Raw genomic sequence first — 16,488 nt, forward strand, 5'->3', positions numbered from 1 at the left:
GGGTTCAAGGAGAAGGCAGAGGACTAATGCGCAGCTTAGTTCTTAACTAGCAAAGTCTAAAGTTCACCTCTGCTTTCCTTTGAATAAATTTAAAGTTTTTATCAAATCCAAAGTAAAGGCAAAGTCTAAGAGCTGTAAAGTTCCTGGGCTTTGCTTTTTTTTGAAACACTTCATTTTTCAGATTTATTTTCAAAATTTCAATTTACACTTCATAATTCACAATTTACAATTCACAATTCCCTTATTTTATGTGAAAAGATTAAAATTTCCAATCGTAAAAACAATTTTACAAGTGTTTTTTAAAATAAATCCTTAAATTCGCAGGCACAAATAATCGTGAATAATTGGAAAAGAGTTTAGGAAAAATAAGGCTTAATTTCAATAGTAAAACTAAATAACCAAAAAAATGACACGAGCGTTAGCGACTGCATTTTTACAAATAACAAATAAATAAGCAAAAAATGACACGAGCGTTAGCGACTGCATTTTTACAACTAACAAATAAATTAGCAAAAATGAAATACGACGTTATTGTTTTAGGAAGTGGTCCCGGCGGATATGTAACAGCCATCAGAGCATCACAATTAGGCTTTAAAGTAGCCGTAGTTGAAAAAGAAAACTTAGGTGGTGTATGCTTAAACTGGGGATGTATCCCAACAAAAGCATTACTAAAATCGGCTCAGGTTTTTGATTATTTAAAACATGCTTCTGATTACGGATTAACAGTTTCTGAATTCGATAAAGATTTCCCGGCAGTTATCCAACGCAGCCGTGGTGTTGCAGAAGGAATGAGCAAAGGCGTTACTTTCCTGATGAAAAAAAACAAAATCGACGTTATCGAAGGTTTCGGAAAATTGAAACCGGGGAAAAAACTTGACGTTACCGATAAAGACAATAAAGTTACAGAATACAGCGCTGATCACATTATCATCGCAACAGGAGCCCGCTCTCGTGAGTTACCAAACTTACCACAGGATGGTGTAAAAGTAATTGGCTACCGTCAGGCAATGACTTTGCCAACACAGCCAAAATCTATGATCATTGTAGGTTCAGGTGCAATTGGAGTTGAGTTCGCTCATTTTTACAACTCAATGGGAACAGATGTTACGATTGTAGAATTCATGCCAAACGTTGTACCGGTAGAAGACGAAGATATCTCAAAACAATTTGAAAAATCTTTGAAAAAAGCAGGTATCAAAGTAATGACCAACTCTTCTGTAGAGAAATTAGATACTTCAGGAGCAGGTGTTAAAGCAACAGTAAAAACAGCTAAAGGAGAAGAAATCCTTGAAGCAGACATCGTACTTTCTGCAGTTGGAATCAAAACCAACATCGAAAATATCGGTTTAGAAGAAGTGGGTATTGCTGTAGACCGTGATAAAATCTTAGTAAACGCTTTCAATGCAACCAACATTCCTGGTTATTACGCCATTGGAGACGTTACTCCGGGTCAGGCTTTGGCTCACGTAGCTTCTGCTGAAGGAATCAACTGTGTAGAAAAGATCAAAGGTTTACACGTAGATCCAATCGATTACGGAAACGTTCCGGGTTGTACGTATGCAACTCCTGAAATCGCTTCTGTTGGTTTAACAGAAAAACAGGCTAAAGAAAAAGGATACGAATTAAAAATTGGTAAATTCCCATTCTCAGCTTCAGGAAAAGCAAAAGCTGCCGGAAATGCTGACGGATTCGTAAAAGTAATTTTCGATGCTAAATACGGAGAATGGTTAGGATGCCACATGATTGGTGCAGGAGTTACAGACATGATTGCGGAAGCTGTCGTAGCCCGTAAACTGGAAACTACAGGTCACGAAATCCTGAAATCGATCCACCCTCACCCAACCATGAGCGAGGCAGTTATGGAAGCGGTTGCAGATGCTTACGGCGAAGTAATTCACTTGTAAAATACCGTTTTACGGTTACATATAATTTTCAATTTAAGAAATCCGGTTTGTACAGACAGACCGGATTTTTTTATAGGCATGCCCCGCAGAAAAAGCAGGTCGGGCTATTCGCTAAATTCCCGATTAACAAAAACTACGGCTAAAAAGCCTTGTTTTTCTAAACCGGGAGATACCGCTGCTATCCCTCATGCGGGCATCCGGTTTCATGATTGAATTATTCCTTAATATTAAGAAGTTGTTCCAAGCAAGAATCCTTTTTTAAGATTTATAGGAAATTATCATATATTTGAGAACCATAAAATCTGAAACAAACCCCGAAAAATTAAAAAAATTGACAAAAAACATATATAAAGAATATTTTGAGACGCTAAAATCTTATCTGACGATTCTTGACATTGATAAAGATGAAAGAGTTGTTGGTTGTTCTGAAGAAGAAATCGATAGCCTTAAGTCTACAAAAGGAAATTTTCCGATTGTATATGAGGAATATCTTCGGAATATTGGTAAAAAATTTTTGTTTGAATTCATGGATGCTGAAGATATGGCATTTGAAGACTTAGATTATATAAATGAATTTGCAGAGGAAGTATTTGAAAATAATTCTTTAAAACCCAAAAAGGAGTTTTTAGTAATATCAGAAAGAAGAAGTGATTATATTTCTTTAATTTTTACCGGAGAAGAGAATCCTCCAGTTTGGATAATGAGTGAATATTGGGATGAAAGTGATGGAGAAAATTTATCAGTTAGAACAGAATCCTTTACCGATTTAATGAATGCATTTTTTAGAAAAACATTACAAAACCAAACAGCATCTTTTCATTTTGTTTCAAATGAAATCAAAGATTCTGAAACCTATATCAGGAATAAATACATTGCCTGGGCGAAAGGGTTAAACGAAATAGTATCAAAAATTGATCTGTATAGAACTGAAAATCATCTGGTTCGTCAGCTTAACGAATATTTACTGGATTATTACATACCAAATAAAAATACTTTTTTTGAAATTTTAAAGGAGAGGAAAACATAATAGGTTAGCAAAGAAGAAGAAGAAGAAGAAGAAAGATAAGCCTAGTAAATAACAAACTAGACTAGAAGCTAATGTAAATACTATTGAAAGAAAGGAAACACTTTTAGAAAAGTTTTTTTTATCTCTTTAAATAAAACTGCACAACAGTGGTTTGGCGCGATTGCTGGTTTTTATTTTTATGTGTTCATGAAAAACGTTTATCTTTAGCAGAAAATAATCCGTTCGCTGGCATCGAAGCTACGGAACGTTAGTAGCAAGCAGAAATTTCTCCGATGATTAACTACTCAATGAAATATGGTGTTTCTGAAACAGCACATTTATTAAATGTGGATAAAGAAACGATAAAAACTTGGGCTTATACTTTCTCAGACTATTTAAGTTCTGAAGCAAATCCTGGTAAATGAAAGATTCGACATTTTCTGATAAGTGATATTCGGGTTTTCGCTTATGTTCTAATGTATTGGGAAGATAGGCCCGACATGGAAAACATTAAATATGGTCTTAATTCTAATAGTCATTTCGAGTATGAAACGATTGACAATTTTTTAACGGGTATTACACCTTTGTTCATAGTGATGCCAGAAGACATTGACGAAACATGGAGAGGCGTGGTTTTCGGTGGTGAGTTTAAATTAGGAGATATATTCACAACGGCAGACTCGTTTAAATTAGCAGGTGATAAACTTGTTGAAATAGCCCATAAAAATTATGAAGAACGAGAACTATTCCAACCGGCAATTTATAATTATCGTCATGCGGCAGAGCTGTATATCAAAGCGATAATCGGTGAAGAAATTAATCATGACTTGCGGGACTTAGCGGAAAAGCTTAAAACGGTTTTGAAAAATGAATTTAATGTCGTTCCTCCTGAATGGTTTGAAAATATAATACAAGCTTTTCACTATTCAGACCCAAAAGGAACTGCATTTAGATACGGTCAAACTGTACCGAAAGACGAGTTATACGCTGATATGAGACACATTGCCACCTTGATGAATTGGCTTTCAGACTCATTTAGACGAATCAGAACAGAACGACTTAAACGAGCTGACATTATGTAGACAGCCTGCCGCTAACAATGTATTTATAAAATTGTGCTGGATGTCAGAGCATTCCAGTATAGATCACTATTTTACTATTGTAGTTAATTGAGACTTACGTTTTTTTAAATGCCACAATATTAGCCAAGAATGCTGAACCTTACGGAGGTTTACACTCCTCTGGCTCGTTTGCAACGAGTACCTACATAAATTTAAAGATAAATTGTAGCGTTTGTAACGCGGCTAATAAAACAACAGTTTCTTATAAACTCTTATTATAAATTTATCTGAAAAGCCGCGTTGTAAACGCTTTTTTTAATTTCCATAAGTAAACAGGTACTCGTTGCAAACGAGCACCAGATTGAAACCTGAAAAACGAAAACAAATGAACAAAACCTTTATCAACTTAAGAAAAAAAATTAAAATATATAATTTGTTTTGGTTAGTTGCTTTAATAATACTAATCATCGGATTAATCCAGACCAGTAATGAAGATACCACTTTTGATATAAATATTCATGATACCTATTTTGTAATTGCTCATATTTATGGTGCTCTGTTTTTGAGTTTAGCTTATTATCTAATGGGGCTTGGATATTGGATTGTTCAAAAAGTCATGAAGAGAAAGCTAGTTCGTGTATTGACAATAATTCATTCCGCAATCCTAAATGGAAGTTTTTTAGTTTATTGGTTAGTAATTGGGTATAGCAGAGCTTTTCCAAATACTTCTTTTCCTCTATTTGATAATTCTGAATTAATCAACCTCACACTTGTAGTACTAACAGTATTGATATTATTAATTGGACAACCAATCTATATTATAAATTTAATAATAGGTATTTTTAGAAAGAGAAAAAATCCATCCACTAAAACCTAAAACAGCGTTGAGAATTGATAAAACCAGTCGGATCTTCTCACGCCAATATTATATTCCAACAACTCCCACCATTAACAAAAAAATAGTAAAAATTTCACAGAAAAAAACTTTTCTACTGTATTAAAATTCCTATTTTTAGTCCAGTAAAAAATACCGTATGAAATTACCCTTTATAGAAATAATTGAAGCCACAACAAGCAATCCTAATTTGTTAATGTGGAAATTCCCTGATGAAGACAAAGAAATAAAAAACGGGGCGAAATTAACCGTACGCGAAAGCCAGCAGGTAATGCTGTTAAATGAAGGACAGCTCGCCGATGTATTTTCACCCGGACTTCACACTTTATCAACAGAAAACATTCCTATTTTAAGTTCCTTAAAAGGATGGAAATACGGATTTGAAAGTCCGTTTAAAGTGGATGTTTACTTTTTCAATACACACCAGTTTATAAACAATAAATGGGGAACCCCCGCTCCTATCCTGCTCCATGACCCACAATTCGGACAAATCAGGGTAAGGGCTTTTGGAAGTTTTGATATAAGGATAATTGATGTTGCTAAATTCTTCCGTCAATACGCCGGGACTTTTGAACAGCTGACCATTTTTGAACTCCAAAACCAGTTAAGGGATTTTGTAGCTCCAAAGTTTGGGGAAGTTCTGGCAAATGAAAATATTACCATTACAGATGTTGCGGGAAACATTACCCAATTGGGCCAAAAGATCGAACCGTATCTCAAACCTTATTTTCTGCAATTCGGAATTGAATTAACGCAATTTGTAATCACCAGTGTAACCTTACCAGACGAAGTTACCGCCCATTACGACAAAATCACCAATATGAATATGGTAACCGATATGGATAAATTTACCAAATTCAATACCGCAACGGCAATCGGTGAGAAAGGAACAGCAATGCACGATGCAACACAAAATGCCTTAAGCATGGGAATTCTTTTAAACCAAATCCAGCAAAACAAAGAAACCCCAAAAGAACAGCCGAAGGACGACTTAACTTCAAAATTACAAAAACTGAAATCCTTGTTTGATGCCGGTTTAATTGAAGAAGACGAATTCAAAACCAAGAAAGCCGAATTATTAAGCCAATTGTAATGGAAGATAAAAAAGTGACTTCGTTTCTGGACAAGCTGAAAGAAAAGGCGCAAAAACAAACCAATTATGGAGGTGAAACTGAAATGACCGATGCCCAGATGAGCCTGAGGGACTGCCCAAACTGCGGTGCCGGAAGAGCAAAACAAGATGGCGTAACCCATTGTGCCTATTGCGGATTTGAGTTCATACCAGTAAATCTTACTGACGGATTTTATATCAAAAAGGAAGATAATTCAATTTAAAAAACAATAAAGTGTTCGGATTTTTCAATAAACAAAACAACGAAACATCTGCAATCCCCGAATGGAATGCAGAACTTCAGGAATCAAAAGATAGATGGTTTACTTTTCTGGAAAAACTGGAAGCCAAAATGGAAGAACTCGCAACAGCTGCCATTCCGGAGCTGAAACAGCTTTTACAGGAAGATGATGATCTTTATAAAAGAACTTTTCACAGGGTGCTGGCAGGAGTTAATGGCCAGTTAAACAACATTAGGGAAAAAGCCAGAGATACATACGAACAAAAAATACATAGTTTTTATTACGACCTCAACGCTCAGGTTTCTGTTTTGAGTCCACATCATAATTTGCTTTCTGATTTTAGAGCGGGCTGCTCAGACCGACACAATGAATTTGAAAGAAAATTTGAATACTGGAGGGACCAAATCGAAAAAACACAGCAACGTGATCTCGAAATTGAGTACCAAAAAATCCTCAATGAATTTGAATCTATTAAAGATAAATTCAGCTGCAAACAATGTGGCGGAAATATAACTATTGATAAGATCTTCTTAATAGAAACCTATATTCCGTGTCCGTACTGCAAATCTCAAAATACTTTTGCGCCAAGCACACAGGCCAGAATGCTGCAAAATATTGCGCGTGGCCTTGCAGAGCAACGAACAGCCCATTTATACGAAGCTTTTGAAACTGAAAACAACAAAGAACGCGAATTGTACCATCAGCGTCATAAATTAAGCCTGAGCAAAATTCATGAAAAAGACAGTAAAGTCCTGAGTGAAAACAATGCTAAAATGGATCAGCTTGAAAACGACAGGCAAAATGCAATAGAGAATGCACCAAAATTATATCAGGCGTATTTGAGAGCTATGTATGACGAGTGGAACAAAATCACACCCGATTTAAAAGAGCACAACGAAAAAATGTATCAGAATCAATTACATTACAAATAAATTAATAACCTTAAAAACAGAAAAATGTTTAAAAAACTTTTTGGTTCCCTAACCGGAGACAACAAACAAGAAAATCAGATTGATGCGCAAACTTCAAATGATAATTATGAGAATAATTATGAAAACGAATATCAGGAAACAGAATACGATCCTGAAACTTTGCACGGAACACATTACGCTGTTGAAGATTTTGACAATGAAGTAGAAAGAAGAGCAGAAGCCTGGATTCAGGATGAACGTGAAAGTGGGGAAAATTTACAGGAAAGCGACATCAAAAGCATTTATACCAATTACAGACGACAAGTTTACCAGGAATGGAATAACTGCGATTCTGATCAAATGATCCGATTTGAACATGCCAATTCATTAAAATACAGCGGTGTTCAGACTTCCGGATTTGTAAAAGTAGAGGACAACAATCCGTTTCTTGAGCCGGTACATGGAATTTCATTGCGAGATTATACAGCCATGTGCCTGAAAATTAGTGCCGGTGTAGATTACAACGAAGTGTGCAGGGCAATGGGCATCGAATCGGTAATCTGGGAAGAATTAAATACCATCTGGCCACAGCGTATGGGCGAAGATACTTCGTTTACAGTTACCACTTTATTCGGTCAGTATTATGCAGAAAACGTTACGATTCCGCAATTAGAAAACATCAAGGCAGAAGTTTCAGAAGAAGGGCTTGCCAATCTTGAAAGAATCAAAAGAGACCGTTATTTCTATGAAGAACTTGCCGGAGCGAGACAGGCAGCTTACGAGTACGGAATCGACGGAGCGCAATGGATCCTGGATAACTACGGAATCAATCTGGCCGATTTCCAGTCGGTTGCCATGCAGTGGATGACAGAACAGAATCAAAACTGGAACTCAGAAGAGATTATGGAGTTTTCAAATTACCAGCAGGAAAAACAAAAAGAATACGCCGCAAAATTCGCCGCAGAACAAGGCGGCAATATAGCGGACGACGTAGAATTCTAAACTATTTTCAGTGCATCAATTAATCCTGTTTGCAATTGCAGGCCGGATTTTTTATGGGAATGCCTCCTCAGAAAAGCTTGTCTAATCAAGAATACTTTTTGAGGATTTATAAGAATTATTATATATTTGGTGGCAACAAAATCTGATACTTTACAGATATTGCAGTCCAATTCGCAGGACACAAATTGGATGTTTTCAGACATAAATACAATGTGGCAACAATTCTAAAAATGAACACATAATCAAAAAAATGAAAATTATATGAGAAAAAATTTCTTATTAGCTGTATTATTGAATTTAGCTTCAATTGTTACATATGCACAGGAAAAATTTAAGGAAGTAAACTTCGACGAAAAATTTAAAAAAGAAAATCAAGGAAAAGCTGAAATTAAAATCAATGAAGTGAAGGAATTAATACATATAATGATTGCAATAACTGAAGTTGGTTTAGAAAATGGTGATATGGTTGCACAAACCGGAACTTATTATAAAGATATTATTCAGGATTTCAAGCCTTTTAAAGAGGAACAGATTATCACAAAATTTGATTCTTTAATGAAAGCGAATCCGCTAAATTACATTTTTCTTTCAGGTAATGCTTTGAGTTACGATTTTAAAGGAAATAAATTAGTAGCCAATGAATATTATCTCTTTCCAGCTCAGAATGTTTCTTCTCACACTACAATCACAGTAAATCCAATTACAACTTACAAAAAAGAGATTGAGAATTTTGCAAAAAAAACAGGATTTCGCAAATTCTATAAAAAGCATAATGAATATTACAACAAAATCATTTCAGATTACAACGAATTCGCAAATCTTAAAGAACAATGGAATTGGTTAGAAAAGCAATTTTCTACAAGAGTCAATAATTATACGATAATGTGTTCACCTCTGATTAATGGGTTGAATTATACGACAAGTTATACTGACAATAATTTTAAACAAATTATGATGGTCTTGCCACCACTTGAAGAATTAACAAATATGACAGACTCTGAAAAAGTTGTATTAAATACCAGAACAATGTTTACCGAAATTGACCACAATTATGTAGGAAAACCAACGAAAGACAATATTGATAGCATAAATCAAGTTCTTGGAGATAGAGAAAAATGGGTTAATACAAAGCAGTATGGTACAGAATATTATCCAAATGCTGAACGTGTTTTCGATGAATACATGACATATGGTGTGTTTTTATTATATTGCAAAGACCATTTTGATAAAAATACAACCGCAAAGACAACTAAAAATATTATCGATTTAATGACAGAAAGAGGGTTTATAAAAATGCAGGAGTTCACAGACACTCTTTTTGATGTGAGTTCTAAAAACCCAAACAAAACAATAGAAGAATGGTATCCGGAATTTATTAAACAACTCGAAAAATAAAAAAGCTGTATCTATACCATAAGATTCAAAAATGCTTTCGTCAGGTCAAGTACCGAAAGAATCAAACAACCCATCTACAAAATCCGGTTTGCAATTTGCAGACCGGATTTTTTTATGAGCATTCGGAGCAGGAAAGTAGGTCAGGTTATTTGCTAAATCTTTGTTCGGTTTGACGCCAGAATCGGCTAAACCGAAGTTAAAAACTTAAATTACATTATTTTTAGAATTTTTTAAAATAGTGTAATTTTTTTTATCTATAGGACAACTAATAAATTATTAGAATAATCAAATAACTTTAAGCTTTGATTGATGAAAGAAGACTTTATAAAATCCATTAATGAATATCAAAATATAATTCACAAAATTTGCAGGCTATATAGAAACAGCCATGAAGACCGTGAAGATTTATTTCAGGAAATAGTGTATCAATTATGGAAATCATACCCTAAATTTAAAGGAGAATCAAAAATAAGCACCTGGATATACCGGGTTGCTTTTAATACCTCAATAGTTACATTTAGAAAAAATAAAATTTCTATTTCTAACTATAAAAATATTCCCGAAAAGTTCCATCCTACACTAGAAAATTCATATTCGGAAAACGAAGAACGCATTTTTGAACTTCTTAGTAAATTAAATAGTATTGAAAAATCTATTATCACACTTTATCTCGAAGATTACAACTATGAAGAAATTGCGACTATAATTGGGATATCAGAAAATAATGTAGGAGTCAAACTGAACAGAATCAAAAACAAATTAAAAATAAAATAATATGGACTTACAGAACTTAAAAACAAACTGGGGTAAAATGAACTATTTACCAAAAAATGATATGGAATTAGAAAAAATGACTTCAATAAAAAATCATCCTGTCTTAAAAAAAATAAAAACAAAACTTATAATTGAAACTTTGGTCATTAGCATTTTCTTACTAACCTATTACAGTGCATTCGACGGTGATCAAAAACCTCTTTACGCTAATATTCTTCTTATTTTTAGTGCCATTGCATATATTATCAACGGTTTATTAAGTTTTCAGGTAATTCAAAAACCAATTCAGGGAGAAAACTTAAGAGAATCCATTTACACTTATTATAAAAAAGTAAAGACTATTTCAAAAATTTCTTTGAGCATTACGATAGTTTACACTGCTAGTCTGTTGCTTTTTTTTGGGCTTGCAATCAATTTTAGGGGAGAAAAAAAATGGATGCTGCTATTTGGTATTATTGTGCTGATCCAACTACTATTTTTGTCATCCAGAATTTGGAAATCCTGGCTGGAAAAGTTAAAAATCGAAATCGAAAATTTCAACTAATCCACTCTAAACTTTTAATTCAGTGTACTTAAAAACCAAAAAGTGTTAGTGGTAAATTGAGTAAGAAAACAAACAAACCTGTATTAAGTCACCCCATTACTAAAACATTGTCCAAAAGAAATAATCTACAGAATCCGGTTTGCAATTGACGATTGGATTTTTATGGCATGCCCCGCAGAAAAAGCGGGTCGGGCTATACGCTAAATTCCCGGTTAACAAAAACTACGGCTAAACAGCCTTGTTTTTCTAAACCGGGAGATATCGCTGCTATCCCTCATGCGACATCCGGTTTCATGATAGAATTATTATTTAATCAGGAGTGATATTCTGGGCACAATCATTATATCCACATCCTGCTTTTATTCCGACAAAAAAACTAACGGGATTGCACAGGAAGCCGTATGCTGCAAGGAAATCATAGCGTATAATGCATAATTATAATTAGCTACTAAGCAACCTTTTAGCGAAATCTATATCTTTTAAGTAAACTATCTTAAAAATGTAACCCATGAAAAAATTTACTTTGCTATTGATTTTCGTATCACTAATTTCCTGCAGTAATGATAACAATGATGTATCTTCTAAAAATAATTTAAATGGCAAATGGAATTGGCTTATATCATCCGGAGGGTTTGGAGGTGGCGCACAAACTCCTAAAACAACAAATCAAACCCGGATTATTGAATTCTCAGGCAATACTTTAAAAACGTATAGTAATGGCAATCTGTTCCAAACTAAAAAATTTTCTATTCAGACCAAACCATCCCCTTTTGGAGGTAACCAAAAAGTAATTGTAATCGATAAAGGAAATACATTAACGAATGAGGTTTATTTTGATCAGTCTTTTGAAATTATTGGTAAAAAACTTTATTTAAGAGATGAATGTGTTGATTGTTACACACATGAATACGAGCGTATCAAATAGTCTTATAAATGATAGAAGTCTGAATTAGCCCTGATGGCAGCGGTATCTCCCGATTTAGAAAACAAGGCTTTAGCCGTAGTTTTTCTTATCGGGAATTTAGCGTACAGCAGGACAAAATATTCTGATGAAAAGGAATGTTGTGCTCCTTAAATTTATCATAAGTTGTCCGAATTGATGCTAAAATTGTCCTTTTACACCCCTAACCTATTGATTTTTAAAACTAAATTTGTTTGTAAACATTTTAAAACACACAAAATGAGCACATCTGATTTTAGTACTGTAATTCAGGTTGGACAATCTGCGGAGGAAGTTTTTAATGCCATTACAAATGTTCGTGGCTGGTGGTCGGAAGAAATTGAAGGCGATTCGGCGAAACTCAATGATGAATTTAATTATCATTACGAAGATATTCACCGATGCAGAGTCAGATTGACAGAAGTGATTCCGAACCAAAAAATCGTCTGGCTGGTAGAACAAAACTATTTTAAGTTTACCGAAGACGAAACCGAATGGACCGGTACAAAACCAACTTTTGAAATATCGGAGAAAGACGGAAAAACAACACTGAAGTTTACGCATGTTGGTCTGGTTCCGGAATACGAATGTTTTGACATCTGCAGGGATTCGTGGACCAATTACATCCAGAACAGTCTAAAAAAACTGATTACGACCGGCAAAGGTGAACCCAATGCAAGCGGAAAACCCCAGACAGAAAACGAAAGAAAACTGAGTGCAGGCGAATAATCTTTTATCTTTTAAAATACGAAAAAAATATTTTATAGCAGTAGTTTCCTATATTTGTTTACAACAAAGGTGTCCATTTTTTTAACTGACTTACCTTAACCGTAATTAAATCTTAACTTAATGAAAATTTGTGCCGCACAAACAATTCCAATTAAAGGAAACATTCAACAAAACATAGAAAAACATAAAAGTCTGATTGAAATTGCAATATCCAACCAGGCTGACATGATTATTTTTCCTGAGCTTTCATTAACAGGTTATGAACCCGGGTTGGCTGATGGTTTATCAATATCTGACTTAGAAGATGAGAGTTTGAATGATTTTCAAATTATTAGCGATCTCAATGATATAATTATTGGCGTTGGAATTCCCTTTAAAACCAACAAAGGAATTTCCATAAGCATGGTCATTTTTCAGCCAAACGATAAAAGGCAAGTTTATGCAAAGCAATATTTGCATTCTGGGGAAGAAGAGTATTTTACGAGTGGAGAAAATATTTTGCCTTTGATTAAAAATGAGGATAAAATTGCAATTGCAATATGTTATGAAACTTCGATTCCGGAACATGCTGAAAAAGCATTTAAAAACGGAGCGCACATTTACATCGCCAGCGTTTTGAATTCCGTAGAAAGTGTAGACAAAGACATAAAAAGAATATCAGAAACGGCAAAGAAATACAATATGTACGCATTGATGTCAAACTTTGCAGGTGAATCCGGCGGATACGAATGTGCAGGTAAGACTTCTATATGGAACAAACAAGGAGCCTTAACTGGACAATTGAACAGCAAAGATGAAGGTGTAATTATTATAGACACTGAAAGCGACAAAATAATTGAAAAATATCTGTAACAAAACGATGGTACAATTTTAGAAATATTCGGGTTATAAAATTAACTTTGCAGTCTATAAAACTAAAAACGTTAAAATACAGTACCATGGATATTTTGGAATTAATGAAAAAAAGATACTCTGCGAAAAAATACAATGCTGACAAAGCTATTCCGCAGGAAAAAATCGAAGCTTTGAAAGAGGTTTTATACCTGAGCCCTTCTTCTATAAATATTCAGCCATGGAAATTTACATTTGTCCAAAATACGGGAATTAAGGCACAATTAGCTGCAGTTTCGATGCACAATAAAGAAAAAGTAAATCAGGCGCAGCTGATAGTGGTTTTTAGTGTTGCCGATGATCTGGATGCTTTTCAGCAAATAGTAGATACCCAAATGCCTGAAGCCCGCAGAAACTGGTACAACCAGATTAAAGCCAGTAAGCCTGAAGCCGAATTAAAAACATGGCTGTCCCAGCAAGTATATATCGCTCTGGGAGTTGGTCTCACTGCAAGCATTGCGTTAGGTCTGGATTCTACGGCGATGGAAGGGATTGAATCTGACAAATACAAAGAAATCCTAAATATGTCGGCATTTAAACCATTGTTTGCCATGGCAGTAGGTTATGGTGCCGAAGATGATTTTAACCGAATCGAAGTAATGCCAAAATCAAGACGATTACTGGACAGTGTCATTGAGAGCATCTAAACTTTATATAAAAACATGACCACCGACATCATTGAATTAAACAATTTTATCGTCCTGATCGAACATTCTAATGCAGAGAAAACCTTTGTTCAGAAGTGTGAAATCGACGGAGATGCGGTTGGTTTTGCTTTTTATGGTTCCGGAAATGTTGAGTTAGAGATCAAACACAACAATCAGACAAAATATTTAACGAATACAACCGGACTGGCAATTTCTTTTTTTGGCAATCAAAAAGTAGAATTTGCCCATAAAATCGCTCCTGACAAACCCCTGCAGTCCATTAGTATTTTTACGAAACTTAAAAACCTGCATACGCTTTCTCAGGTCGAAAAAGAAATTTTCGAAAAACAGCTGCCTGAATTATTAAATCCGAAGGAACATTTTGTAAAAGGCCCTACCTTTTTTATGACGCTTGACATGCAGCTTGCTGTTCAGAAGATTTTCAATACCACCTACTCCGGCAATACAAGACTGTTATTCTTAAAAAGCCAGGTCAACGAATTACTTTCACATTATTTTGCCCTTTTGTCTGATGATAAAAAAGTAGAACTGAACGATAAGGACAAAGAGAAACTTTTTCAGGCAAAAGATATCGTGAGCGCACAATATTCAAAACCTCCCACTATTTCAGAATTGTCAAGACTCATCGGACTTAATAGCACCAAATTAAAAAAGAATTTTAAAGAGTTATTTGGTATTCCGATTTACAAATACATTCACGAAGAGCGCCTGAACAAGGCATATGAACTGCTTTCACAAACGGAGAAAACCGTTCAGGAAGCGGCCTGGGAAGTTGGTTACGAAAGCCTGAGTTCGTTTTCGAATGCGTTTCAGAAGAAGTTTGGTTCAAGGCCCAACGAAGTAAAAAAACAATTCCTTTCAAACAAATCTTAATTCTTTTCCGACAAATGATTTGATTATGAACTGTGCAACTTTGCTGTATCATTAATCTTAAATCATATAAAAATGGAAAATCAGAAAATTTTAGTCCTTGGCGGAAACGGAAAAACCGGACGCAGGGTAACGAAACTGTTAAAAGAAAGAAGCAACGCCGAAGTTTACATCGGATCCAGAAATGGCATCCCTCCTTTTCACTGGGAAAATCAGGAAACCTGGTCTGAGGTAATCGAAGGTATTGATACGGTTTACATCACTTTTCAGCCTGATTTGGCCATTCCGTCAGCTCCGGAAGCGATTCAGAAATTCACAACTTTGGCCACTCAAAACGGTGTTCAGAAAATAGTACTTCTTTCGGGAAGAGGCGAAAAAGAAGCGCAGGTTTGCGAAGAAATTGTAAAATCTACAGCAAAAAACTGGACGATAGTACGAGCCAGCTGGTTCAGTCAGAATTTTAGCGAAAGCATCTTTTTAGAACCTATTCTGGCAGGCTACGTAGCTATAGCAAGAGCCGAAACACCAGAGCCTTTTACCGATGCCGATGATATTGCGGCCGTAGTAACCGAAGCGCTTTTAAACGAAAAACACAACGGCAAAACATACGAGCTTACCGGTCCGAGGCTGCTCTCCTTTAAAGAAGCCGTAGCCCAAATAGCCCAGATTACAGGCAGGGAAATTCAGTTTCACCCGCTTTCTGTTGACGAATACATCAGTATGCTGCGGGAATATCAGGTTCCGGAAGACGAATTATGGCTGGTAAACTATCTTTTCAGCGAAGTTTTAGATGGCCGAAATTCCAGCATCACCAGCGATATTGAAAAAGTCTTAGGCCGAAAAGCCAAAGATTTTACCGACTACGTAAAAGAGACAGCACAAACCGGAATTTGGGATGCGCCAAAATTAGCAGAAACGCCATGAATTATTCGAGATCCATATTGGCTGGTATTATTGCATGGCTTTGCGTTGTAATTACTTTTTATGTTCTGGAACACATTCCGCTTTTTAAGGAATCAACAATCGTTCAGGCATTTATTGCCGCTTTTACCATTATATTTTATGCCTGGTTTGCCGCCTGGTTTTATTATAAAAAAGCAGCAAAAAAGTCGGGACTTCTGGCAGGAATCGTCATTACAGGCACTGCTTTGGTTCTGGATCTTTTGGTAACAGTCCCGTTTATCGAAATCCCAAAAGGAAGCAGTTATCAGGCCTTTTTCAGCAATCCTCTATTATGGATTCTGGCGGTCATTAATGTTCTTACAGTGTATGTACATCTAAAGCGAAATACAAAAGTAAACTGAAACTAAAAAATACTATTTAAGAATCCGATTTGCGATAAGCTGATCGGATTTTTTATGGCATGCCCCGCAGAAAAAGCGGGTCGGGCTATTCGCTAAATTTTTTGTTCCGTTTCTCTTCACAAAAAGATACCGCTGCTATCCCTCATGCGACAGTTGGTTTCATAATAAACTTCACTTTTCAATACAAAAAGGTTATCAAAATTAAATTTATAAACATCAATCCAAATTAAAATAAAGCAGA

The 16,488-nt window shown here is 35.2% G+C and carries 19 protein-coding genes; all 19 read left to right on the forward strand.

The genetic code is table 11. The features are described from left to right. Positions 1 to 515: 515 nt before the first annotated feature. Complete coding sequence (gene lpdA, locus K8B81_RS15500) at positions 516 to 1,904, forward strand: dihydrolipoyl dehydrogenase (RefSeq protein WP_029762938.1); 1,389 nt, start codon at positions 516 to 518, stop codon at positions 1,902 to 1,904. A gap of 331 nt (positions 1,905 to 2,235) precedes the next feature. After that, on the forward strand, positions 2,236 to 2,931 hold the full coding sequence (locus tag K8B81_RS15505; protein ID WP_223682471.1) for a hypothetical protein: 696 nt from the start codon (positions 2,236 to 2,238) through the stop codon (positions 2,929 to 2,931). A gap of 272 nt (positions 2,932 to 3,203) precedes the next feature. Next, complete coding sequence (locus K8B81_RS21000; RefSeq protein WP_262902741.1) at positions 3,204 to 3,335, forward strand: hypothetical protein; 132 nt, start codon at positions 3,204 to 3,206, stop codon at positions 3,333 to 3,335. Between the two features lie 75 nt (positions 3,336 to 3,410). Further along, entirely contained in the window at positions 3,411 to 3,992 is a 582-nt protein-coding gene (locus tag K8B81_RS15510; protein WP_223682472.1) for a HEPN domain-containing protein, read from the forward strand. A 364-nt stretch (positions 3,993 to 4,356) separates the two neighbouring features. Beyond that, the gene (locus tag K8B81_RS15515; protein ID WP_223682473.1) at positions 4,357 to 4,848 is read left to right on the forward strand and encodes a cbb3-type cytochrome c oxidase subunit I; all 492 of its coding nucleotides are present in this window, start codon (positions 4,357 to 4,359) and stop codon (positions 4,846 to 4,848) included. 157 nt (positions 4,849 to 5,005) lie between these two features. Continuing rightward, a complete protein-coding gene (locus K8B81_RS15520; RefSeq protein ID WP_223682474.1) occupies positions 5,006 to 5,959 on the forward strand; it encodes an SPFH domain-containing protein in 954 nt (317 codons plus the stop codon). Beyond that, the gene (locus K8B81_RS15525; protein WP_223682475.1) at positions 5,959 to 6,201 is read left to right on the forward strand and encodes a hypothetical protein; all 243 of its coding nucleotides are present in this window, start codon (positions 5,959 to 5,961) and stop codon (positions 6,199 to 6,201) included. Before K8B81_RS15520 ends, K8B81_RS15525 begins: the two co-directional genes overlap by 1 nt. A gap of 11 nt (positions 6,202 to 6,212) precedes the next feature. Next, positions 6,213 to 7,151 carry a hypothetical protein gene (locus tag K8B81_RS15530; protein ID WP_223682476.1) on the forward strand — a complete coding sequence of 313 codons (939 nt, stop codon included), beginning with the start codon at positions 6,213 to 6,215 and terminating at the stop codon, positions 7,149 to 7,151. Between the two features lie 24 nt (positions 7,152 to 7,175). Further along, positions 7,176 to 8,132: a DUF6620 family protein gene (locus tag K8B81_RS15535; RefSeq protein WP_223682477.1), complete on the forward strand. Its 957-nt coding sequence runs from the start codon at positions 7,176 to 7,178 to the stop codon at positions 8,130 to 8,132. A 261-nt stretch (positions 8,133 to 8,393) separates the two neighbouring features. Next, positions 8,394 to 9,527 (forward strand): DUF4932 domain-containing protein, encoded by a 1,134-nt coding sequence (locus K8B81_RS15540; protein WP_223682478.1) that lies wholly within the window; start codon positions 8,394 to 8,396, stop codon positions 9,525 to 9,527. A 309-nt stretch (positions 9,528 to 9,836) separates the two neighbouring features. Further along, positions 9,837 to 10,301, forward strand: coding sequence for an RNA polymerase sigma factor (locus K8B81_RS15545; RefSeq protein ID WP_025572586.1), 465 nt, complete (start codon positions 9,837 to 9,839; stop codon positions 10,299 to 10,301). Position 10,302: 1 nt separating this feature from the next. Next, entirely contained in the window at positions 10,303 to 10,845 is a 543-nt protein-coding gene (locus K8B81_RS15550; protein WP_223682479.1) for a hypothetical protein, read from the forward strand. A 508-nt stretch (positions 10,846 to 11,353) separates the two neighbouring features. Next, the gene (locus K8B81_RS15555; RefSeq protein ID WP_223682480.1) at positions 11,354 to 11,770 is read left to right on the forward strand and encodes a hypothetical protein; all 417 of its coding nucleotides are present in this window, start codon (positions 11,354 to 11,356) and stop codon (positions 11,768 to 11,770) included. A 255-nt stretch (positions 11,771 to 12,025) separates the two neighbouring features. Further along, positions 12,026 to 12,514, forward strand: a complete 489-nt coding sequence (locus tag K8B81_RS15560; RefSeq protein WP_223682481.1) for an SRPBCC family protein — start codon at positions 12,026 to 12,028, stop codon at positions 12,512 to 12,514. A 120-nt stretch (positions 12,515 to 12,634) separates the two neighbouring features. Further along, entirely contained in the window at positions 12,635 to 13,366 is a 732-nt protein-coding gene (locus K8B81_RS15565) for a carbon-nitrogen hydrolase family protein (RefSeq protein WP_223682482.1), read from the forward strand. An 86-nt stretch (positions 13,367 to 13,452) separates the two neighbouring features. Continuing rightward, on the forward strand, positions 13,453 to 14,052 hold the full coding sequence (locus K8B81_RS15570) for a nitroreductase family protein (protein WP_223682483.1): 600 nt from the start codon (positions 13,453 to 13,455) through the stop codon (positions 14,050 to 14,052). 15 nt (positions 14,053 to 14,067) lie between these two features. Further along, complete coding sequence (locus K8B81_RS15575) at positions 14,068 to 14,946, forward strand: helix-turn-helix domain-containing protein (protein ID WP_025571202.1); 879 nt, start codon at positions 14,068 to 14,070, stop codon at positions 14,944 to 14,946. A gap of 72 nt (positions 14,947 to 15,018) precedes the next feature. Beyond that, a complete protein-coding gene (locus K8B81_RS15580; RefSeq protein ID WP_223682484.1) occupies positions 15,019 to 15,867 on the forward strand; it encodes a Rossmann-fold NAD(P)-binding domain-containing protein in 849 nt (282 codons plus the stop codon). After that, positions 15,864 to 16,247, forward strand: coding sequence for a DUF5367 family protein (locus K8B81_RS15585; protein WP_223682485.1), 384 nt, complete (start codon positions 15,864 to 15,866; stop codon positions 16,245 to 16,247). Before K8B81_RS15580 ends, K8B81_RS15585 begins: the two co-directional genes overlap by 4 nt. The last annotated feature ends 241 nt before the right edge of the window (positions 16,248 to 16,488 follow it).

The sequence above is a fragment of the Flavobacterium hibisci genome (assembly GCF_020026925.1).
Lineage (GTDB): Bacteria > Bacteroidota > Bacteroidia > Flavobacteriales > Flavobacteriaceae > Flavobacterium > Flavobacterium hibisci.